Origin of the sequence: Anaeromassilibacillus sp. An250 (genome assembly GCF_002159845.1) — a bacterium.
GTDB lineage: Bacteria > Bacillota > Clostridia > Oscillospirales > Acutalibacteraceae > Anaeromassilibacillus > Anaeromassilibacillus stercoravium.
This window is the reverse complement of the sequence record NZ_NFJK01000006.1, coordinates 100,736-121,352: the sequence shown is the minus strand read 5'-3', so window position 1 is coordinate 121,352 and position 20,617 is coordinate 100,736. Positions and strand designations below refer to the sequence as shown.

Here is a 20,617-nt window from a genome sequence, read left to right as displayed (position 1 = left end):
TTCAATCAACCTCCAAACTATCGACCATGAATTCGTTCCCGGAAAGGCGTTTGAGCTGGATACTCCCACAGAACGGGCATTGGATGCGTTCGCGGGTGATCTCGCTTTCCCGGCCGCAATCACGGCAGAGCACTTTTAAGGGGACGGTTTCCACTTCTATTTTGGCTCCTTCGGCCCGGGTGCCCTTTGCAAGGACATCCAAATACATTTGAACGCATTCTGGAACAACGCCGGAAAAGGGACCCATCCGCAGGCGAATTGCCCGGATACGGGTTGCCCCCTGCTGACTGGCAGCCTCCAACGAGATCTTCAGAATGCTCTGTGTTATGGATAATTCGTGCATGGATACGTTCAACCTGCCTTCAGAAGAATCGAACCCATTGTATCACCAAACTGTAAAAAATACCATACCTATTCAACGAAAGGAAGGATATGTTAGTGAAAATTAGCGGTATCTGCTCTTGTGTTTTAAAAAAAATAGGACTATAATAAATTCCGGTTTTCAATGAATTTTCCATAGAGGGGTATTATTTATGGGAATCTTACCAATTTTAATCGGTTGGCCTTTATTGATTGCTGCGATTGTTCCTCTTATTAAGCAGGAACGAATACGCGGTTATGTTGTTTACGCTGGCGCGGGAGGCGTCATGGTTTTGGCTGCGGCCCTTCTGGGCATGTGGTTGACAAATGGCGCACAAGCGATGGCGTTTTATCAAGAGACCGAATGGGTCAATTACCTGATGATCGCAGGGGAACTCTTTTTGACTGGGTTGATTGTGTATTTGAGCATTAAATACCGCAAATATCCAGTGATCCTACTGTCTGTAGGGCAGACTGCTTTAGGAATCTGGACGGAGTTTCGATTCCCCATGCAGCCGGCCTGCCATATGCAGATCGACAGTCTGAGCATGCTGATGTGCATGATCGCCGCATTCATTGGCGGCCTTATCTGCATCTATGCTGTGGGCTATATGAAGGCATATCACCAGCACCACAAGGAATTTCAGGATCGCAGTGGATTTTTCTTTTCCATGCTGTTTTTGTTCCTGGCGGCAATGTTCGGTTTGGTACTTTCGGAGAATCTCATCTGGATGTACTTCTTCTGGGAAGTAACCAGCGTGATTTCGTTCCTCTTGATCGGCTACACCCGGACAGAAGAGGCGGTCAACAATAGCTTCCGCGCGCTGTGGATGAACCTCGTTGGCGGCTTTGGGTTCGCCATCGCCATTGCGGTAGCGGCGGCGACGCTGGGAACCGTACAGCTGGAGGCGGTTGTCCAGACAGGAGCAGTGATCCCTGTGGCGTTGTTGGCGCTGGCTGGGCTCACAAAATCCGCGCAGCTGCCGTTTTCTTCCTGGCTGCTGGGCGCGATGGTCGCTCCGACTCCGTCGAGCGCGCTTTTACATAGTGCAACCATGGTTAAAGCGGGTGTATTCCTGTTGATCCGGCTTTCTCCGGCGCTTGCCGGGACCATGACCGGGCAGATGGTATCTTTGATCGGCGGGTTTACCTTCATCGCAGCCAGCATGATGGCCATCGCCCAGAATGACGGCAAGAAAGTGCTGGCGTTTTCGACGGTGTCCAATTTGGGCCTGATTGTGGCCTGTGCGGGCATCGGCGCGGAGGAAACCATATGGGCGGCCGTGCTCTTGATGATCTTCCATTCGGTAAGCAAATCCATGCTTTTCCAGGCGGTTGGGTCTGTGGAGAACAGCTTGGGGTCCAGAGACATCGAGAATATGCATGGCTTGATCTTGCGCTTGCCGAAGCTGACCTATATCATGGGTATTGGCATTGCCGGAATGTATTTGGCGCCTTTTGGAATGTTGATCTCTAAATGGGTAGCGTTGAAAGCGTTTGTAGATGCAGGCAATTTCCTGCTGGTTATTTTCCTCGCCTTCGGCAGTGCGACAACGATGTTCTACTGGACAAAATGGCTGACAAAGCTTGTGTCCATGCACCGCACCAAAGAGGAGGCCCGGGATGTCACCCATAGGGACCAGTATTTTTCGATGTTTATCCATGCAGGCTGTGTATTGCTGCTTTGCCTGTTGTTCCCGTGGCTAGCGACAACCGTTGTAAATCCCATTATCCTAGAACTCTTTGGAGCCTCCCATGAAGTGCTTTCTATGAGCATCCTGACCACCATGGCCATCATGTTGGTATCGGTCCTTTTTGTTCCAGCGACGATGTTCCTAGTTACGCGGTGGGCGCATAAGGAATATGTGCCGATTTATATGGGCGGCGCCAACGAGGGGGACAATACCTATTTTGTGAACAGCTACGGGGAACCGGAGCATTTGTACCTGACAAACTGGTATCTGCGGTTTGAATTTGGTATGCGGCGGTTAATGCGTCCTTCCGTGATTCTGTCTTCGGGTATTCTGATTGTAATGCTTTGCCTGATCATTGGAGGTGCGGTATGATGCGAGTGGTTTCCGTTATTTTATATTTGCTTCTGGCCCCGTTTGCCGGCGCTCTGTTGGATGGGTTCGACCGGATCATTACGGCACGGATGCAGGGAAGAAAAGGGCCGCCGTTTTTTCAGCCGTTCTATGATTTGTCCAAGCTGTTTTCCAAGCAGATGATTGCAGTAAACGGCGTGCAGCTGCTGCTCATTTTGAGCTATTTGGTTTTTCTGGCAGTGGCGGGTTCCATGTTGTTTGCAGGAGCGGATATCCTGATGTGTTTGTTCCTCCTGTCTACGGCGGATATGTTCCTGGTCATGGCGGCTTCGAGCGATTCCTCGCCGTTTGCGACCATGGGCGCAAGCCGTGAAATGCTCCAAATGATGGCCTATGAACCGTTGACCTTGTTGCTGGCGGTTGGCTTTTATTTGGCAACCGGCTCCTTCCAGGTGGTGGATATCATCCATATGCCGCTGAGTTCTGTGCTGATGATGCCGGGATTTTTGCTGGGCTTTATGTTTATCACAGCGATCAAGCTGCGCAAGTCCCCGTTTGATCTTTCCACCAGCCACCATGCCCACCAGGAGATGGTCAAGGGCTTGACGACCGAGATGGCGGGGCCGATTTTGGCGATTATGAACATTGCAGAGTATTATGAGATCACTCTGATGTTGGGGATTGTAGCGCTGTTTTTCCTCAACCAAAACTGGTGGAGCTGGCCGCTGGCCATTGTAGCCTGCCTATTTATGTATTTCTTGGAGATCCTGTGGGATAACGTCAGCGCCCGTGTGAAGTGGAGAACTTTGTTGGACAGCTGCTGGGTTGTCACTTTGCTCACAGGCGGGCTGAACTTTTTGATTTTGATGTTGATTAAGTGAGGAGGCAGTGCCATGGGAAAGCTTGCGAAATCTCCTTGGATGCTCCACTACGATGGAAGCAGCTGCAATGGCTGTGACATTGAAGTGCTGGCATGCACGACGCCGGTGTACGACGTGGAGCGCTTCGGAATTATCAACACCGGCGACCCCTTCCAGGCGGATATCCTGCTCATCACAGGGGGGATCAATAGCCAGAGCGAGAGCGTTGTCAAGCAGATTTACAGCCAGATGCCGAATCCAAAGGTGGTTGTAGCGGTGGGAATCTGTGCTTGCACGGGAGGAATATTTAAAGAATGCTACAATATTAAGGGCGGCGTGGACACGGTCATCCCGGTGGATATTTATGTACCCGGATGCGCTGCACGGCCGCAGGCCATTATTGACGGGGTTGTAAAAGCGGTTGAACTGCTACAGAAAAAACGTGAAGCCTTCGCCAGCCAGCGGAAGAAGAGTGGAACATAAGGAGAAAATGGCATGGAGTATTTAAATACGATCGAACCGATCACGATGGAGCAGTTCCTCCCGATGGTGATCCAGTTCAAAATGGATGGATGGCGCCTGGTACAGATTTGCGCATGCCGCTTGCCAGAGCAATATGAATTGAGCTACTCGTTTGCAAAAGGATTTGATATGCGCACCCTGCGTTTGACAGTTGGGGAGGACGAGCCTGTTTCCAGTATTACGCAGGTTTATCCCTGCGCGTTTATACAGGAAAACGAAGTGGCAGAGTTGTTTGGCGTCAAGATTGAGAGCATGGAAAACGATTATCATCACAAGTTGTACCGCATTGCCCGGGACACGCCATTTAAAGAAAAGGGGTGAGGGACTATGGCAAAAAGAAGTATCGTTCCCTTTGGACCTCAGCATCCTGTTTTGCCGGAGCCTGTACATTTGGATCTCGTCCTGGAAGATGAGACGGTCGTAGAGGCGGTACCAAGTATTGGCTTTGTACACCGCGGCTTAGAGAAACTAGTGGAGATCAAAGATTTTAAGGAATATGTTTACATAGCGGAACGCGTCTGCGGGATCTGTAGTTTTGGCCACGGCATGGGATATTGCCAGAGCGTGGAACACATCATGGGCGTGGAGCCGCCCCGCCGGGCCAATTACCTGCGCACGATCTGGATGGAAATGAGCCGTGTACACAGCCATCTCCTTTGGTTGGGTTTGCTGGCGGATGCCATGGGGTTTGAAAGCCTGTTTATGGAGTCCTGGAGATTGCGGGAAAAGATCCTCGATATGTTTGATCTTACTACCGGTGGGCGTGTCATCTTTTCGGTAAACTGCATCGGCGGCGTTCTCAAGGACATGGATAGCGGGATGCTAAAAGCCATTTCGGATACAATTGATGAGATGGAGAAAGAGCTGCGGCCCATCGCGGAGGCCTTTCTGCGGGATTACACAGTGGGAGTCCGCTTGCGTGGCCTGGGCGTCTTAAAACCGGAGCAGGCAATCCTTGCCGGTGCGGTAGGGCCAATGCTTCGTTCCTGCGGCATCGCTTACGATGCGCGTAAGCTGGGCTATGCGGCCTATAATGAGCTGGAATTTGAGCCGGTCACCGCTTCCGATGGGGATTCCTATGCGCGGTGTGAAGTGCGTATCCAGGAGATTTATCAGTCCTTTGCCTTGATCCGGCAGGCAATTTCAAAAATTCCGGAGGGCCCGATCCGTGTGCCGGTCAAAGGCAACCCCAATGGCGAGTATTTTATGCGGATTGAACAGCCCCGCGGCGAAGCGATTTATTATGTGAAAGCCAATGGGACGAAATTCCTCGACCGGTTCCGCCTGCGCACACCCACGACCAGCAATATCCCGCCCATGTTGGAGTTGATGAAAGGGTGTCAGCTGGCGGATGTGCCGCTTCTGATTTTGACCATTGACCCCTGCATCAGCTGTACGGAGAGGTGAGAGAGAATGGCGGAGTGGAGAGTTTTCCCATTTGCGCATACGGCGCTGAAAAATTTATTTTCTAAACCTGCGACAACGGGCTATCCATTCGAACCGGCGAAGTATCCGGAACGGATGCGCGGCCATGTGCAAATTAAAATTGAGGACTGCATCAGCTGCGACCTGTGCGCACGTTCTTGTCCGCCGGGGGCTTTGAAGGTGGATCGGGCTGCGCGGACCTGGACGATCAATCGCTTCGATTGTGTGCAATGTGGAAACTGTACCAATGTATGCCCGAAGAAATGCTTGTTTATAGTGCCCGGCTATACCGAGCCCGGTGCACAGAAGGCGAGCGAGACATTCACCCGTCCGGCGCCGCCGGAGCAGGAGACGCAGCAGGCGGGCGGAAAGCCGGTCAACGATGCGTCGAAATGCGTATATTGCACCTTGTGTGCCAAGAAATGCCCGCAAGACGCCATTACGGTGGATCGCGCGGCGAAAAGCTGGGCGCTCGATGCGGAAAAATGTGTGGGATGCGGTATTTGTGCGGCGTCCTGTCCCAAAAAGTGTTTGACGTTAAAATAGGAAATAAAACCGGGGCAATCATTTGATAGGATTCCGGTTTGGAAAAGGCTGAAAATAGAATAGGGGCTTGGCCGTGTTTTCAAGATGCGGCTGGGCCCCTATTTTTTGCGGTTATCTGCCGGATATTCATGTGCTGCAAAGGAAGCCGGTTATCCGTAGGCAGATGATTTTCCCTGATATTATTCAATTGACCCTTGATTGGCGGAAGCATATGCATCATAATAAAGGTACAATGGAGGGAGTTAATATGAGGCTGTTAGTCGTAGAAGATGAACCGGAGCTCAACCACTTGCTTGTAAAACAATTGCAGGCAGCCCATTACAGCGTGGATAGCTGCTTGAATGGGACGGACGCGCTGGACTATCTGTGCTGCGCGGAATACGATGCCATCGTTTTGGATATTATGTTGCCTGGAATCAATGGGCTGGAGGTGCTGCGAGAACTCCGCGGGAAGGGAAGTAAGACGCCGGTGCTCCTGTTGACGGCGAGGGACCGGATTGAAGACCGGGTTACGGGTTTGGATGCTGGTGCGGACGATTATCTGGTGAAGCCCTTTGCCTTTGACGAGCTGCTTGCCAGGCTCCGGGTGATGATCCGGCGCACATCGGACAGCACCAGTGACGTATTCACCGTGGCGGACTTGACCGTGGATTGTACAGCGCGCACGGTCAAACGGGGCGGGAAGGCGGTATCGCTTTCCAGCAAAGAATTTGCGATTTTGGAATATATGATCCGGAACAGCGGCGTGGTCCTTTCCCGGGAAAAGATCAGCCATCACATCTGGAATTATGATTACGAGGGTGGATCGAATGTGGTGGACGTCTATATCCGCTATCTGCGCAAAAAGCTGGATGACGGATTTGAACCGAAATTGATCCATACGGTCCGTGGGGTGGGCTATGTGCTGCGGGAGGAAACATGAGGCGTTTATCGATTCAATTAAAAGTAACTCTATGGTTTACTTTGCTCATGGTGCTGCTGGTCAGTATTGTGCTGGCGTTTTTGTTCTCTTTGGGCGCGCAGTCGGCATTGGAGGGGACGAAAAGCCAGATGATGGATATGGTGGCCGCCGCATGGCATGAGATCGGTTCCGACGATGGGGCCATCGAGATCGACGACGATTTAGAATACTTCAAGGACGGCATTTATCTTTCGGTTTACGACGGGGGCGGCGTGCCGCTGTACGGAGCCGTGCCCAGGGACTTTGACAATTCAGCGGTTTTCGCTCCGAATGACCTGCGCACCATTCCCTCCGGAGAGAAGAGCTGGTATGTATATGACGAGCAGAAACAGGTGTATGGATACGGAACAGTGTGGATTCGCAGCGTAGCGGAGGCCGACCAAATCGATTCGACCATATCGACCCTCTTTCGCTTCGCATGGATCATTCTGCCATTTTTTGTGCTATTTGCAGCGGTTGGCGGTTATCTCATTACACGCCGCGCATTCCGCCCGGTCCGGAGGATTATCCAGACGGCGAAAGAAATTGGGGAGGGGGACGACCTGTCCCGCCGCATCGCGCTTGGAGAAGGGCGGGATGAGATCTATACGTTAGCCGCGGAATTTGACAGGATGTTTGCCCGCCTGGAAAAAGCGTTTGAAACCGAAAAACAATTTACGTCCGACGCCTCCCATGAGCTGCGCACGCCGACCACGGTGATCATTTCCCAGTGCGAATATGCGATTGAGAATGCCCAAACACTGGATGAGGCGAAGGAAGCGCTTGCGGCGGTCCTCAACCAGGCGGAAAAGATGGCCGCGCTGATTTCCCAGCTTTTGATGCTTGCCCGTGCAGATAAGGGCCATGAGAAATTGCATTTTGAAACGGTCAATCTCAGCGATTTGGCGAGCATGGTGGCGGAACAACAGCAGGAGAACGCCGAAAAGCGTGGGATTCGCATCGAGACAAACATCCAACCGGACATTGAGATGCTGGGAGATGAGACGATGCTGATGCGCATGTGGATCAATTTAATTGAAAATGGCATTAAATATGGCCGGGAGAACGGTTGGCTGAACGTACAGCTGACGCAAAAGGATGGAACCATCCAGGGCTGTGTCCAAGACAACGGGATTGGAATCGCCCCAGAGAATCTGGAACGCGTTTGGGAGCGCTTTTGGCAGGCGGACCCCGCGCGAAGCGCCAGCGGCGCGGGACTGGGACTGTCCATGGTGAAATGGATTGTGGAAGCGCATGGCGGGGAAATCTATGTGGAAAGTACGCTTGGACAGGGGACGGCGTTTACCTTTTCGTTTCCGTGCCCTTAAATTATAAAAATGTTAAAATTCATGCATCGTTTAATGTGACTTTAATCTTTCGTGGGTATACTGAAGTCACTGAAACAAACCAATACGCTTTTGGAAAGGATGTATGATGTATGAATCGGAAACATATATGGTTAGCGGCTTCCGCTTTGATTCTTAGTGCAGTATTGTTTACGGGCTGCGGTTCCAACGCGACGGACCCAGCTGCTGGAGCTTCTTCCGGCGCAGGCGTAGCTCCCGTGGGCTCTCCTTCCAGCAATCTTTCCGCCGGCATGGCAGGAAGCGCATCGAGCGACTACATCACGGAACAGGAAGCAAAGGAAATCGCCCTCAAAAATGCCGGACTTGCAGAAGAGGAAGTGCAGTTCCGCAAGGCGCGTTTGGACTACGACGACAATCGCGCGCAGTACGATATTGAGTTCCTTGTTGGAAACGAAGAGTACGATTACGATATCGATGCGACGACCGGGGAAATTCTCTCCATGGATCGGGATATAGAGGATTGGGCCCCGTCCGCACAGACTAATCAGGAGACGGCAAGTTCGCAGGCTCCAGCGGCGACGGGTGAAACGGCTCCCAAGAAAGACGCCAGTGGCGATTCTTCGGCAAAGAGCAGTACATCGGCTGCGGCAGACACCCAAACGGCTTCCGGCACCTATATTGGAGAGGAAGCAGCGCAAAAGGCCGCTTTGGATCATGCGGGCGTCAGCAAAGACAGCGTCAAATTTGTCCGCACACATCTGGAGAGGGACGACGGCAGATGGAAGTATGAGGTGGAGTTCTATCAGGACAACACGGAATACGATTATGACATTGATGCAGTTTCCGGAGAGATTCTGTCGTATGACCACGACGCCGAGTATTACACGGCTCCCAGCGGCACGGAAGCTGGGGATGCGGCGTTGACGGCCGATGAAGCAAAGCAAATTGCTTTGAAGCATGCGGGCGTTGCGGAAAGCGATGTGCAGCGCTTGAAAGTGGAGCAGGACCGCGACGACGGGCGTCTCCTTTATGAGGTGGAATGGGATGTCGGAAGAACGGAATATTCCTATGAAATCGATGCGAATACAGGCGACATTCTCAACTACGAAAAAGATGTGGATTGATTTTTGAAGTCCGATCAATTGATATTGGAAAATGTAACCAGGCATCCCCCTTGGGGCGGTGCCTGGTTTGTTTTATGATAAAAGCGTTTCCATATCTATATGAGGACTTACTATGAAAGGTAGTAGCTTGTTTCATTCAGCGCAAGGAAATGGCATTGTAAGAGAGTATTTTGCAGGCGAATTTCACAAAGAAGGCAAATTTACTTGCATATGAAAAGATTTATCTGGTATTCGTAATGAAAATGTGCTAAAATTTCTTTCAGAAAGGATGAGGCACATGACAACCCGTCAGACAAAAATTTTAGAAATTGTAACAGAGCACAATCGGATTGAAGTAGCAAAGCTGGCGCAGCTTTTGCATGTGTCCCAAGTGACAACCCGCAAGGATTTGGATCAATTGGAACAAAAAGGGTTGATTAAACGCGAGCACGGCTATGCCGTTCTCTGCTCCAACGACGACATCAATAACCGCCTTGCCTATCATTACGATTTGAAACGCCGGATTGCCCAAGCTGCGGCAAGTCTCGTCCGGGATGGGGAGACGGTGATGATCGAATCTGGCTCCTGCTGTGCGCTTCTCGCCGATGAGCTTTGTACCCATAAACGCGACGTGACCATTGTGACGAATTCCGCATTTATCGCCGGCTATGTCCGGCGTCTGCCAACGGCTAAAATCATTCTTTTGGGCGGCGATTACCAAAATGAATCCCAGGTGATGGTGGGACCGGTGGCCCGGCAGTGCGCACAGAACTTTTTTGTCAATAAGCTTTTTATTGGCGCCGACGGTTTCCGAAAGGAGAACGGTTTCACCGGCAATGACCTGCTCCGTGCAGAGACCGTGCGCGATATGGCTGGCCAGGCGGACCAGGTGATCGTTTTGACGGAATCGAGCAAATTTTCTAGGCAGGGTGTGGTCACCCTTCTCCCGACCAAACAGGTTTCCATCGTGCAGACGGACGATGCGATTCCCTTGGAGACAGAGGTGTTTCTCATGAACCAGGGGGTTGACGTGAGAAAGGTACCGGGTGAGGAATAAGTGCAAAAGGGAAAAGAAGAGCAAGTAAAATCCTCCCTATATGACATGTAAATGCCGTATAGGGAGGATTTTCTTTTATATTTAATTTTTCATATGTAATTAGGAAAACGAGCGGTTTAGAAAAAGCAGTCAAAGCCGTTTTTGAGGAAAACCGCACGGAACGCCTCCAAGTCGGCTTCGTGAAGTGCCGGAATGCCATGAAGGGAATAGACCCGGTTCAAAAAATCGTATTTCCGTTCCCCAAATTGATGGAAGGGGAGGAGGTTGATCCGCTTAACGCCAAGGGTCTTAAAAAGTTCGCAGAACCCCTGTGCGTCGTCCAGCTGGTTGTTGACCCCCGGGATCACCGGGATGCGGACAATCACCTCTTTGCCCGATTGGAGGGCTGTCTTCAAATTTTGCAGGATTGGATCGTTATACACGCCGGTCGCTTCATAATGTTTTTGCCGGTCGTAATGCTTGCAGTCAAATAAAAAGAGGTCGATGTCCGGAAGCAGCCGGTTGAACACAGCGGACGGCGCATATCCAGTCGTCTCAATCGCGGTGGCGATACCCTCCTGCTTCAGCCGGGAGAGCAAAGCGGCGGCAAAGTCGGGCTGCATCATCGGTTCCCCACCGGATAGGGTCACACCGCCGCCGGAACCCTCATAAAAAATACGGTCCTGCAGGCAGACGGCGACAACGTCTTCCACGTCTTTCCATTCCCCTTCCAGGGTCAAGGCTTCCTGTGGGCACTGTGCAACGCAGGCGCCGCATCCCACACAGGTTTTGAAATCAAAACGGATGCTTCCGGATTCCACATCGAACTGGACGGCATGCTGCGGGCATGTTTGGACGCATTGCTGGCAGCGCACACATTTGGATAGATCCCATAAGATCTGCGGTTTTTGCGCCTGCGACTCCGGGTTGGAGCACCAACCGCAGTGCAGTGGGCAACCCTTCAGGAATACCGTCGTGCGGATTCCGGGTCCGTCGTTGGTGCTAAACTTTTGAATATTAAAAACACAGCCTTTGCTTTCCATATTGGCTCCTCCTTTACGACTTGATTATAACAAACGCGAGTGAAATTGTAAAGCAAAATGGGAATGTATGAATCAAAAACACTTACGAATGTAAATATTGTATTGACATTTGAAGATTATCCGTTATAATAAAAGTATCAGAAAAACGGATTTGCCGCCCGAGGGTTGGGCGGCGGAAAGGAGCGTCTAAAGTGGGACAGTACACCATTGGCGTGGATGTCGGCGGAACCAAAATTGCGTACGGTTTATTCGATGGCAACCAAAATTTGATTGCTAAAAAGAAAGTTCCGTCGGACCCCTCCCTAGAAGCGGAGCCTTTTTTTGACGCGCTGGCGGAGAGCATTCAGGATATGATGCGAGAGCATCATTTGTCTGCGGACCAGATGCGCGGGATCGGGATCGGCATGCCGTCCTTTATCCTATTTGAAGAGGGTAAGATCCTGAAGACCACCAATTTGACGAAAATCCACGATTTCCCAGCACGGGCATATCTGATGAAGAAGCTCGGCGGTATGCGCGTGCTCTTGGACAACGATACCCATGTCGCTGCTTTGGCGGAGCATAAAAAGGGGGCGGGGCGCGGCTTTCAACACATGGTCTATTGCGCCGTCAGCACCGGGATCGCCAGCGGGATTATCATCCGCAACCAGCTCTTCCGCGGCCGGTATGGATGGGCCGGGGAAACCGGCCATATGCTGATTACCCCTGGGCAGGGGATCGAATGTGGATGCGGGAATAAGGGCTGTTTTATGTCGTATTGTTCCGGATCCATGATTGTGAAGCACATCCGTCAAAAGATTGCAGCGGGGGAGAAAACGCGGATGACGGAATTGGCCGGCAGCCCGGAACAGATCACCGCGGTACATATCCAGCAGGCGTTCGATCAAGGCGACCCGATGGCAAAATGGGCGGTTGAACAGATGGCCCAATACCTGGCTGTCTGGCTATATAATCTGTATCAGGTGCTGAACATCAACTGTTTTGTTTTTGGAGGCGGCCTGGTCCACTTTGGGGACCGGCTATTCCCACGCATACGGGAGCTGTTCGATCAATACAACGGCAACGATCTGCCCGTGTATTTCAGATTTGCCGAGCTGGGGGAGGACTTCGGCATCATCGGCGCAGCGGAACTGCTGGTATCTGAAACCAATTGCGTTTGATTGTTCATCAAATAGATGATTTATCGTTAGGAGGACTTCTTATGAGCCATTTTGGAGAATTGACCCCTCGGATGCACGATTTTCGCGAGGAACTTTTGAATGCCAAACCGATGGTTTGCGTGGAGCGTGCGAAGATCACCACACAGACCTACCGTGAGAATATGGATCAGCCGTTGGCGATTCGCCGCGCGTTGATGTACCGCAACGTTCTGGCTGGGATGAGCATCTTCATCGAGCCGCAGACGCTTCTGGCTGGGAACCAGGCGTCCAGCAACCGTGCAGCCCCGATCTTCCCGGAATATGCGATGGATTGGGTGATCGAAGAACTGGACCAATTTGACAAGCGGGACGGCGACCGCTTCTATATCACCGAGGAAAATAAGCAGGTGCTGCGCGACATTGCCCCCTTCTGGGAGCACAATACGACCAAGGACCGCGGCTTGGCGGCAATGCCGGCAGCGACCAAGGTCTTCTATGATTTGGGTATCATCAAGGCGGAAGGGAATATCACCTCGGGCGACGCGCATGTAGCGGTCAATTACCGCCGGATGCTGCAAACCGGCTTGAAGGAATACCGCGCCCGTGCGGAGCAGAAGCTCCAGGAGCTCGATCTGACGGAGGCGGAAAACCTGCATAAGTCGTATTTTTACCGCGCGGTGCTGATTGTGATCGACGCTACGGTGGCATTTGCCAAACGCTATGCGAACCTGGCCTTCAAGATGGCCCAGGAGGAGACAGACGAGGGCCGTAAGGCGGAGCTTTTGGAGATGAGCCGTGTGCTCAATAAGGTCCCCTATGAGCCGGCGGACACCTTCTATGAGGCGGTGCAGGCTTTGTGGCTGGTGCATCTCTGCCTGCAAATTGAGAGCAACGGCCACTCGCTTTCCTATGGCCGGATGGATCAGTACCTGGACCCGTACTACGGAAAAGATCTGCGGGAAGGCCGCATCACAGAGGAGGCCGCTTGCGAGCTTTTGACCAATCTTTGGCTGAAAACCTATACGATCAATAAGATCCGTTCCTGGAGCCACACCCGCTTTTCTGCGGGTAGCCCGCTCTATCAAAACGTCACCGTGGGCGGCCAGACGCCGGATGGGAAGGACGCGGTCAATCCGATGAGCTTCCTGATCCTGCGCAGCGTCGCACAGACGCGCCTCACTCAGCCAAACCTGACGGTGCGCTATCATAAGAATTTGCCGGATGACTTTATGCGCGAGGCCATCGAAGTCATGCGCTTGGGATTTGGTATGCCGGCGTTTAACAACGATGAGATCATCATTCCCTCCTTCATCGAAAAGGGCGTCAAGCCGGAGGATGCATACGACTACAGTGCCATCGGCTGCGTCGAAGTGGCTGTCCCCGGGAAGTGGGGATACCGCTGCACCGGGATGAGCTTTTTGAACTTCCCGAAGTCCCTGATGATCGCGCTGAACGACGGAGTCGATATCGAGTCCGGCATCAAGGTCTGCGAGGGTGTGGGACACTTCAAGGATATGACCTCTTTTGACCAGGTCATGGCGGCTTGGGATAAGATCATCCGCGAGTTTACCCGTCAGTGCGTTATCATCGACAATTGCTGCGACACGGTCCTGGAGAAGGATACGGCGGACATCCTGTGCTCCGCATTGTGCGACGATTGCATCGAGCGCGGTTTGAACCTCAAAGAAGGCGGCGCGGTCTATGATTTCATCAGCGATTTGCAGGTCGGAATCGCCAACCAGGGAGACTCCATGGCTGCGATTAAGAAATGTGTGTTCGAAGACCATTCGATGACCCCAGCCCAGCTCTGGGACGCCCTGATGAACAATTTCGAAGGGGAAGAGGGCGAACGCATCCGCAAGCTGCTGATCGCGGCCCCGAAATACGGCAACGACGACGACTATGTGGATTCGCTTACCCGCGCTTCTTATGACATCTATATCGACGAATTGTCCCATTATCACAACACCCGCTATGGACGTGGACCCATCGGAGGTGTATACTATGCAGGGACCTCTTCGATCTCCGCAAACGTCCCGCAGGGCGCCGGAACCACGGCAACCCCGGACGGCCGGAAAGCAGGGGAACCTCTGGCGGAGGGATGCTCGCCCTCCCATGCGGCAGATAAACACGGGCCGACCGCGGTCTTTAAATCTATTTCCAAATTGCCCACTGACAAGATCACCGGGGGCGTGCTGCTAAATCAGAAGGTAAACCCGCAGATGCTGGAGAAAGAGGAGAACCGTCAAAAGCTGATTGCGATGTTGCGTGTATTCTTTGATACGCTGCATGGATTCCATGTGCAGTTCAATGTGGTCTCCCGCGAAACTTTGCGGGATGCCCAGGTGCATCCAGAAAAGCACCGCGATTTGATTGTGCGGGTAGCGGGCTATAGCGCTTTCTTCAATGTGCTCTCCCGCCAGACCCAGGACGACATCATCGAACGCACGGAGCAAGTGATTTAAGAGCAGAGAACATCAAGAAAGGGACGAAGTGTCATGGAGTTTTTATTTGACAGCGCCAACTTGGAAGCGATTCAGACATATAGCGCATGCTTTCCTATTACCGGCGTAACCAGCAATCCGAGCATTTTGAAAGCGGAGGGGAAAATCGACCTGTTCGAGCATATGCGCAAGATCCGTCAGATCATTGGGCCGGATAAGACGCTGCATATGCAGGTGATCGCAGAGGACTGCGAGGGGATGCTCAAAGAGGCCCATGCAATTTTGAAAAATGTGGACGATGCCGTCTATATCAAAATCCCCACGACGGAAGAGGGACTCAAGGCGATGCGCGCCTTGAAAGCCGAGGGGGTACATGTGACAGCCACGGCCATTTACAGCAAGATTCAGGGCTTTATGGCGATTGCATGTGGCGCGGACTTCATTGCCCCGTATTACAACCGCATGGAAAACCACGATATCGACTCGTGCGATACCATTGCGGCATTCCGCCAGATGATCGACGAGGACGATTCGAATACAAAGATTTTGGCTGCCAGCTTTAAAAACATCGCTCAGGTGACGAATGCCCTGCTGGCAGGCGCCCACACAGCTACGTTGCAGCCAGCACTCCTGCATGATGCATTTGGCATGGCAGCGATCAAAAAGGCTGTGGATGATTTTCACGCGGATTGGGTAAACATCCATGGCGATGTCTCCATCACAGATCTGTAAAAGCTTGATAACAAAAGCAAGCCCCGGGCACTTAGGCGGGTGTCTGCAAGACAGCATTGTGCTGGGGGCGGTCAAGGGGAAGCAGCGTGACGGAGGCCATGAAAACCGCTGATCATCTCTCGTGGGTACGCTCCGTGAGCTCCATCCGCATAGGGCGGAGAAGATTGTGAAGCATGAAATGATATACGATTGAAAGCGAAGCCGCCCGGGCAAAATGTCCGGGCGGCCTGGTTTATCCGGAGGATTCTTTCACACGTTTCTGCTATACTTTGCGTGGCGATAGGATGGGGCAAATCAGGTTTTGACAGAGGAGAACCGAAACCATGACAAAATATGAATATATTTCATTGAGGGAGAAAAGCGAAATAAAGGATTTGGCAGCAGAGTGGTTTCACAGTAAGTGGGGTGTGCCAACGGAAGCGTATCTGGAATGTATGGATGCTTATTTGTGCAATGAGACAGAATATGGTTGGTATCTTTGCTTGTCCGGCAATCAAATTATCGGCGGAATGGGCGTTATCGAAAATGATTTTCATGACAGAAAAGACCTTACGCCGAATGTATGTGCTGTTTTTACAGAGGAAGGATATCGCGGCCAGGGAATTGCTGGAAACTTGCTAAATATGGTTGTGAATGATATGAAATCCAAAGGAATATCTCCAATCTATCTTATTACTGACCATATTGGTTTTTATGAAAAATATGGATGGGAATTCTTGTGTATGGTTCAAGGAGATGGCGAACCTAATATGACAAGAATGTATGTCCATAGATAAATTTCTCTTGTTTGACAGCCGAAAATCCTTTAGGGTTAGGGACGAAAGGGCGCACTTCTATACGATCCTGCCGGGAGTATCGTCCGTCCTGCGGAGCTTCATTCCGCTGGTTGCATTGTGCAAAAAGCCTGCGGCCTTTTTTATCTCTATTTTCAAGAAGGGGCTCATACGCTTTTAGGCTCTGTACCGGCAGATGAGCTGATGAAAGAGGAAACGGCATGACCGAAGCCATGCCGTTCCTGCAAAAATGCGATATTATTTTCTTACGAGCCCCCGATATTGCTCGAGGCTTGTTTTCCTTTTGTTATTGAAAAACTTGTTCTGTCCATTCCGTTCTGGTAGAATAATAGCATAGAAAGCGTGCGGAGGGCGGAGGGGCCCAAAACAGCTGGAATGAGGAGGATTTTTATGCAACAAAGAGAAAAATTTGCATCCCGCTTGGGCTTTATTTTGATCTCAGCCGGATGCGCCATCGGGCTTGGAAATGTGTGGCGTTTTCCTTATATCACTGGGAAATACGGTGGTGCGGCGTTTGTAATTCTGTATTTGCTGTTTCTTGTGATTTTGGGGTTGCCCGTCATGGTTATGGAGTTTGCTGTGGGGCGTGCCAGCCAAAAGAGTTGCGCTAAGAGCTTTGAAATTTTGGAACCCAAGGGAAGTAAGTGGCATTGGTATAGCTGGCTGGGATTTGGCGGCTGCTATCTTCTGATGATGTTCTATACGACGGTCGGCGGCTGGATGATTAGCTATATCATCAAAAGCGCCCAGGGTGCCTTTGATACGACGGCGCCGGACGTGGTATTCGCCAACATGCTCGCAAATCCGGTGGAACAGGTCGGCTGGATGCTGGTGACTGTGGTACTGGGGTTTTTGGTGTGCAGTTTGGGTTTGCAGAAGGGTGTGGAGCGGATCACCAAAGTCATGATGAGCTGTTTGTTTCTCATCATGATCGTGTTGTGTATTCGCAGCGTCACCCTGGATGGAGCGGTAGAAGGCCTCAAATTTTATCTTGTGCCGGATTTCGGCAAGATGTTCGAAAATGGCTGGGCCAGCTTTGGCGAGGCGGTGTATGCCGCTATGGGACAGTCCTTCTTCACCTTGAGTTTGGGCATTTCTGCCATGGCCATTTTTGGCTCGTATATCGGGAAGGAGCGGCGGCTTCTTGGCGAAGCGTTAAATATCGGCGTTTTGGACACGCTCGTTGCGCTGATGGCAGGACTGATTATTTTCCCAGCCTGCTTTGCCTTCGGCGTGAACCCTGGGGAAGGCCCGGGATTGGTATTTGTCACTCTGCCGAGTGTATTCAACCAGATGTGGGGCAGCCGTCTGTGGGGAGTCCTGTTTTTCTTGTTTATGAGCTTTGCAGCGCTATCCACCGTCATTGCAGTGTTTGAAAATCTCATCAGCTTTTGCATGGATAAGTGGGGATGGGAGCGCAAAAAGGCGGTGATCGTCAACGGGATTGCCGTAGCGATTTTGTCGCTGCCCTGCGCGCTGGGCTTTAATGTGTGGAGCAGCGTAACCCTGCCTGGCATCGGCGATATTCAGACCATTGAGGACTTTATTATCTCCAACAATATTTTACCTATTGGCAGCTTGATCTATTTGTTGTTCTGCCTGAGCAAACGCGGTTGGGGTTGGGAGAATTTTATAGCGGAAGCGGATACCGGCCGCGGGCTGAAATTTCCCAAATGGTCGCGGCTTTATTTGAAGTATGTTTTGCCTCTGCTGATTTTGATTATTTTTATCATGGGGTATTTGCCAAAGTTTCAGACCTGGCTGGGCCTGTGAGCCATCGGGCTAAATAGAACATTTTATGTTAGAGTCTTTTGGAATTTACTAACGGGGTCTTAGAAGTGTGTTTGTAGGGATGCATACGAACAGCTGTAGAGAACCCCAGTTGGCCTTTCATATCCTTACAGGGATTTTCATATGGAGCCAAAAAGCGTGATGGCAGGATAGTTTTGTCCGGCGATCACGCTTTTTCATAGAAAAAGCTTGCAAAAGGAATTTTTTGGAAAGGCCCAAAAATCGTATGGGTCTACTGGGAATAGAGTCGAGCGCAAATTCCCATTGTAAAAATGGTCTCAAATGGATAGGTCCTTTTTCATAAGATAAAGCCCATTAGAATCGGGGGTACGGGAAAGATCTATGTACCCGAGCTTCTGATAGAAACGATGGGCCGTCAGGGATGCACAGAGACGCACCACAGCGCCACCCTTCTGCCGTGCAAATTGTTCGCCAGCTTCTACCAACTGTCGGCCAATTCCTTGGCCGTGATAATCCGGAGAAACAAAGAGCGTGCGTAGCCAATATACCTGTGGCGCTCCCTGTGCAGGAAGTATGCGAAGGATTCCGGTTGGAATTCCGCCTTTTTCAAAAGTGAATGTATATCCCTCTGCGGTCATTCGAAGAAGGCGTTCCGGCGTATATTCTTGTATGAGTTGTTCGATTACTTCAAGAGGGTAATCCCAACAATTGACCTCCCGCAGATTACGGCAGATTAGATGGGATGCCGCCTGCGCATCGGATGCTTGAAATTCCCGGATCATTTTTAAGGAACCTCCTCTGGGATATCGTACGGCTGTAAATATGTGTGCTTGCTATTTTTATCCCGTCATTTGCTACGCGTTTTATTTGGTTGAGTTTGAAAATCCCTCTGATAAACGGCAATGCGTCTACCAGAGGGATTTTTTACTTGCTATTTTAATACATTCTAATGCAGTTTATTCGTTGACCAAGCCCATCTTTTCTTCGCGGAAAATGCGCGCGTCCATCTCTTTCAGATCCGGGGATACCAGCGGCTTCTTCGGCATATGGGCAAAAATGTCCTTTTCCAGATCGACGCCCGGTGCATATTCGGTCAAGACCAAGCCCTTGTCGGTCAGCTGGAATACAGCGCGCTCGGTGATGTACATGACCGGCTGCTGGTTCTTTTTGGCGGTCTCAGCGCTGAAGGTGATGTGCTCCAAGCCCGTCTTAAATTTATTGATGCTTCCATCCGACAAAATGTGCAGCTTACCGTCGGAAACTTCCGTCTTTAGCCCCTTAGCCGTGAAGGTGCCGCAGAAGAACACCTGCTTGGCGTTTTGCGAGATATCGATGAATCCGCCACAACCGGGCAGCTTTACACCAAATTTGGACACGTTTACGTTGCCCTCTTCATCGCCCTCTGCAAACCCAAGGAAGGCCTGGTCCAGTCCGCCACCCTGGTAGAAGTCAAACATCGAAGGCTGGGACATGATGCACTGGGGATTTAAGCTTGCGCCGAAATCCAGACCGCTTTGCGGGCTGCCGCCGGTCAGTCCGGATTCCACCGTCAATGTGAAGCGATCCAAGATGCCCTCTTCCGTTGCAACCGAGGAGATGTACTCCGGAATACCGATACCGAGGTTCACAATCCCATTCTTTTTCAGTTCCATCGCCGCACGGCGGGCAATGATCTTTTTCGGGGACATGGGGGCCGGCGTGAACTCCGCAGCGCCCATACGGTGCTCGCCGGAGAAGCCGGGATTGTACTGCGTGCCGAAGGTCTGCATATGATTCTTCATGTCGCTGACAACAACCACTGCGTCCACGAGGATGCCGGGGACCTCTACTTTCTGCGGATCGAGAGAGCCGGATGCAACCACGCGTTCTACCTGTGCGACCACGGTACCGCCGGAGTTCTTGCACGCCTGCGCCACGACCAGCGCTTCTGCCTTAACGCCCAGATGCTCCATGGAGATATTGCCGTCTTCATCGGCATATGTGCCGGAAATGATAGCGAAGTTGACCGGCTGGTTTTTATAGAAGAGATACTCTTTGCCGCCGATCTCCATCAGCTCCACCAGATCTTCCTGCTGGCGGGTCAGCTCGTTCAGCTTGCCGCCCATTAGACGGGGGTCCACAAACGTACCGAGGCCCACATGGGTCAAAGTACCGGGCTTGTGAGCCGCCGCATCACGGAACATATGCGCGGTAACACCCTGAGGGAAATCATACGCGATGATCTTATTGTCGGCAACCATCTTGCCGAGTTTCGGGGCAAGGCCCCAGTGGCCACCGATGGCGCGGCGGACCATGCCGTCGTGTGCGAAGTGGTTGAGCCCTTTATCCTTAGAATCGCCCTGTGCGGCGCAGAAAAGCAGGGTTAAATCGTTCGGTGCGCCGGTCTCTAAAAAACGCTGCTCGATTGCAATTGCGATCTCTTCCGGAAAGGAAGCGCCGATGAAACCATTTGTTGCAAGGTTGACGCCGTTCGGAATCAGATCCGCAGCCTCTCTTGCAGTTAATACTTTTACAGACATGAGCAATCCTCCAATTTATATACATGATACTGAATTGTTAATATTATATC

The 20,617-nt window shown here is 51.5% G+C and carries 19 protein-coding genes; 15 read left to right on the top strand and 4 right to left on the bottom strand.

All coding sequences use genetic code 11. The annotated features are described in order from the left end of the window. Position 1 precedes the first annotated feature (1 nt). Positions 2 to 343, bottom strand: coding sequence for a hydrogenase maturation nickel metallochaperone HypA (gene hypA / locus B5F54_RS07345; RefSeq protein ID WP_087232535.1), 342 nt, complete (start codon positions 341 to 343; stop codon positions 2 to 4). A gap of 190 nt (positions 344 to 533) precedes the next feature. Between hypA and B5F54_RS07340 the strand changes: the two genes are divergently transcribed. From B5F54_RS07340 to B5F54_RS07295, 10 genes are all read left to right on the top strand, one after another. Continuing rightward, on the top strand, positions 534 to 2,426 hold the full coding sequence (locus tag B5F54_RS07340) for an NADH-quinone oxidoreductase subunit 5 family protein (RefSeq protein ID WP_237966699.1): 1,893 nt from the start codon (positions 534 to 536) through the stop codon (positions 2,424 to 2,426). Next, positions 2,423 to 3,286 (top strand): respiratory chain complex I subunit 1 family protein, encoded by an 864-nt coding sequence (locus tag B5F54_RS07335; protein ID WP_087232529.1) that lies wholly within the window; start codon positions 2,423 to 2,425, stop codon positions 3,284 to 3,286. Before B5F54_RS07340 ends, B5F54_RS07335 begins: the two co-directional genes overlap by 4 nt. A 12-nt stretch (positions 3,287 to 3,298) precedes the next feature. Next, positions 3,299 to 3,748: an NADH-quinone oxidoreductase subunit B family protein gene (locus B5F54_RS07330; RefSeq protein WP_087232526.1), complete on the top strand. Its 450-nt coding sequence runs from the start codon at positions 3,299 to 3,301 to the stop codon at positions 3,746 to 3,748. A gap of 12 nt (positions 3,749 to 3,760) precedes the next feature. Further along, a complete protein-coding gene (locus tag B5F54_RS07325) occupies positions 3,761 to 4,108 on the top strand; it encodes an NADH-quinone oxidoreductase subunit C (protein WP_087232524.1) in 348 nt (115 codons plus the stop codon). Between the two features lie 6 nt (positions 4,109 to 4,114). Further along, a complete protein-coding gene (locus B5F54_RS07320) occupies positions 4,115 to 5,194 on the top strand; it encodes a hydrogenase large subunit (protein ID WP_087232521.1) in 1,080 nt (359 codons plus the stop codon). Between the two features lie 6 nt (positions 5,195 to 5,200). Further along, entirely contained in the window at positions 5,201 to 5,758 is a 558-nt protein-coding gene (locus tag B5F54_RS07315) for a 4Fe-4S dicluster domain-containing protein (protein ID WP_087232517.1), read from the top strand. Between the two features lie 247 nt (positions 5,759 to 6,005). Continuing rightward, a complete protein-coding gene (locus B5F54_RS07310; protein ID WP_087232514.1) occupies positions 6,006 to 6,680 on the top strand; it encodes a response regulator transcription factor in 675 nt (224 codons plus the stop codon). Next, entirely contained in the window at positions 6,677 to 8,026 is a 1,350-nt protein-coding gene (locus B5F54_RS07305) for a sensor histidine kinase (protein WP_087232511.1), read from the top strand. The genes B5F54_RS07310 and B5F54_RS07305 overlap by 4 nt, the downstream gene beginning before the upstream one ends. 110 nt (positions 8,027 to 8,136) lie before the next feature. After that, positions 8,137 to 9,129 (top strand): PepSY domain-containing protein, encoded by a 993-nt coding sequence (locus tag B5F54_RS07300; protein WP_087232508.1) that lies wholly within the window; start codon positions 8,137 to 8,139, stop codon positions 9,127 to 9,129. 277 nt (positions 9,130 to 9,406) lie between these two features. After that, the gene (locus B5F54_RS07295) at positions 9,407 to 10,165 is read left to right on the top strand and encodes a DeoR/GlpR family DNA-binding transcription regulator (protein ID WP_087232505.1); all 759 of its coding nucleotides are present in this window, start codon (positions 9,407 to 9,409) and stop codon (positions 10,163 to 10,165) included. A 116-nt stretch (positions 10,166 to 10,281) separates the two neighbouring features. Here B5F54_RS07295 and B5F54_RS07290 read toward each other — a convergent pair whose 3' ends face one another. Beyond that, positions 10,282 to 11,187 (bottom strand): glycyl-radical enzyme activating protein, encoded by a 906-nt coding sequence (locus B5F54_RS07290; RefSeq protein ID WP_087232501.1) that lies wholly within the window; start codon positions 11,185 to 11,187, stop codon positions 10,282 to 10,284. A 191-nt stretch (positions 11,188 to 11,378) separates the two neighbouring features. Between B5F54_RS07290 and B5F54_RS07285 the strand changes: the two genes are divergently transcribed. From B5F54_RS07285 to B5F54_RS07260, 5 genes are all read left to right on the top strand, one after another. Next, positions 11,379 to 12,347, top strand: coding sequence for an ROK family protein (locus B5F54_RS07285; RefSeq protein ID WP_172749622.1), 969 nt, complete (start codon positions 11,379 to 11,381; stop codon positions 12,345 to 12,347). A gap of 41 nt (positions 12,348 to 12,388) precedes the next feature. Further along, positions 12,389 to 14,791: a glycyl radical protein gene (locus B5F54_RS07280; protein WP_087232495.1), complete on the top strand. Its 2,403-nt coding sequence runs from the start codon at positions 12,389 to 12,391 to the stop codon at positions 14,789 to 14,791. A gap of 33 nt (positions 14,792 to 14,824) precedes the next feature. Then, on the top strand, positions 14,825 to 15,502 hold the full coding sequence (locus B5F54_RS07275) for a fructose-6-phosphate aldolase (protein WP_087232492.1): 678 nt from the start codon (positions 14,825 to 14,827) through the stop codon (positions 15,500 to 15,502). Between the two features lie 323 nt (positions 15,503 to 15,825). Further along, positions 15,826 to 16,278 (top strand): GNAT family N-acetyltransferase, encoded by a 453-nt coding sequence (locus B5F54_RS07270; protein ID WP_087232489.1) that lies wholly within the window; start codon positions 15,826 to 15,828, stop codon positions 16,276 to 16,278. Positions 16,279 to 16,686: 408 nt separating this feature from the next. Continuing rightward, entirely contained in the window at positions 16,687 to 18,069 is a 1,383-nt protein-coding gene (locus B5F54_RS07260; RefSeq protein ID WP_087232483.1) for a sodium-dependent transporter, read from the top strand. A gap of 296 nt (positions 18,070 to 18,365) precedes the next feature. Here the strand turns inward: B5F54_RS07260 and B5F54_RS07255 are convergent, their stop codons facing one another. After that, positions 18,366 to 18,830: a GNAT family N-acetyltransferase gene (locus B5F54_RS07255; RefSeq protein ID WP_087232480.1), complete on the bottom strand. Its 465-nt coding sequence runs from the start codon at positions 18,828 to 18,830 to the stop codon at positions 18,366 to 18,368. Between the two features lie 174 nt (positions 18,831 to 19,004). Next, a complete protein-coding gene (locus B5F54_RS07250) occupies positions 19,005 to 20,567 on the bottom strand; it encodes an acyl CoA:acetate/3-ketoacid CoA transferase (RefSeq protein ID WP_087232477.1) in 1,563 nt (520 codons plus the stop codon). Positions 20,568 to 20,617: the final 50 nt, after the last annotated feature.

Excerpts from the sequence above, each read along its gene's own strand:
- hypA (WP_087232535.1), bottom strand. The coding sequence starts at position 343 with ATGCACGAATTATCCATAACACAGAGCATTCTGAAGATCTCGTTGGAG.
- B5F54_RS07340 (WP_237966699.1), top strand. The coding sequence starts at position 534 with ATGGGAATCTTACCAATTTTAATCGGTTGGCCTTTATTGATTGCTGCG.
- B5F54_RS07335 (WP_087232529.1), top strand. The coding sequence starts at position 2,423 with ATGATGCGAGTGGTTTCCGTTATTTTATATTTGCTTCTGGCCCCGTTT.
- B5F54_RS07330 (WP_087232526.1), top strand. The coding sequence starts at position 3,299 with ATGGGAAAGCTTGCGAAATCTCCTTGGATGCTCCACTACGATGGAAGC.
- B5F54_RS07325 (WP_087232524.1), top strand. The coding sequence starts at position 3,761 with ATGGAGTATTTAAATACGATCGAACCGATCACGATGGAGCAGTTCCTC.
- B5F54_RS07320 (WP_087232521.1), top strand. The coding sequence starts at position 4,115 with ATGGCAAAAAGAAGTATCGTTCCCTTTGGACCTCAGCATCCTGTTTTG.
- B5F54_RS07315 (WP_087232517.1), top strand. The coding sequence starts at position 5,201 with ATGGCGGAGTGGAGAGTTTTCCCATTTGCGCATACGGCGCTGAAAAAT.
- B5F54_RS07310 (WP_087232514.1), top strand. The coding sequence starts at position 6,006 with ATGAGGCTGTTAGTCGTAGAAGATGAACCGGAGCTCAACCACTTGCTT.
- B5F54_RS07305 (WP_087232511.1), top strand. The coding sequence starts at position 6,677 with ATGAGGCGTTTATCGATTCAATTAAAAGTAACTCTATGGTTTACTTTG.
- B5F54_RS07300 (WP_087232508.1), top strand. The coding sequence starts at position 8,137 with ATGAATCGGAAACATATATGGTTAGCGGCTTCCGCTTTGATTCTTAGT.
- B5F54_RS07295 (WP_087232505.1), top strand. The coding sequence starts at position 9,407 with ATGACAACCCGTCAGACAAAAATTTTAGAAATTGTAACAGAGCACAAT.
- B5F54_RS07290 (WP_087232501.1), bottom strand. The coding sequence starts at position 11,187 with ATGGAAAGCAAAGGCTGTGTTTTTAATATTCAAAAGTTTAGCACCAAC.
- B5F54_RS07280 (WP_087232495.1), top strand. The coding sequence starts at position 12,389 with ATGAGCCATTTTGGAGAATTGACCCCTCGGATGCACGATTTTCGCGAG.
- B5F54_RS07275 (WP_087232492.1), top strand. The coding sequence starts at position 14,825 with ATGGAGTTTTTATTTGACAGCGCCAACTTGGAAGCGATTCAGACATAT.
- B5F54_RS07270 (WP_087232489.1), top strand. The coding sequence starts at position 15,826 with ATGACAAAATATGAATATATTTCATTGAGGGAGAAAAGCGAAATAAAG.
- B5F54_RS07260 (WP_087232483.1), top strand. The coding sequence starts at position 16,687 with ATGCAACAAAGAGAAAAATTTGCATCCCGCTTGGGCTTTATTTTGATC.
- B5F54_RS07255 (WP_087232480.1), bottom strand. The coding sequence starts at position 18,830 with ATGATCCGGGAATTTCAAGCATCCGATGCGCAGGCGGCATCCCATCTA.
- B5F54_RS07250 (WP_087232477.1), bottom strand. The coding sequence starts at position 20,567 with ATGTCTGTAAAAGTATTAACTGCAAGAGAGGCTGCGGATCTGATTCCG.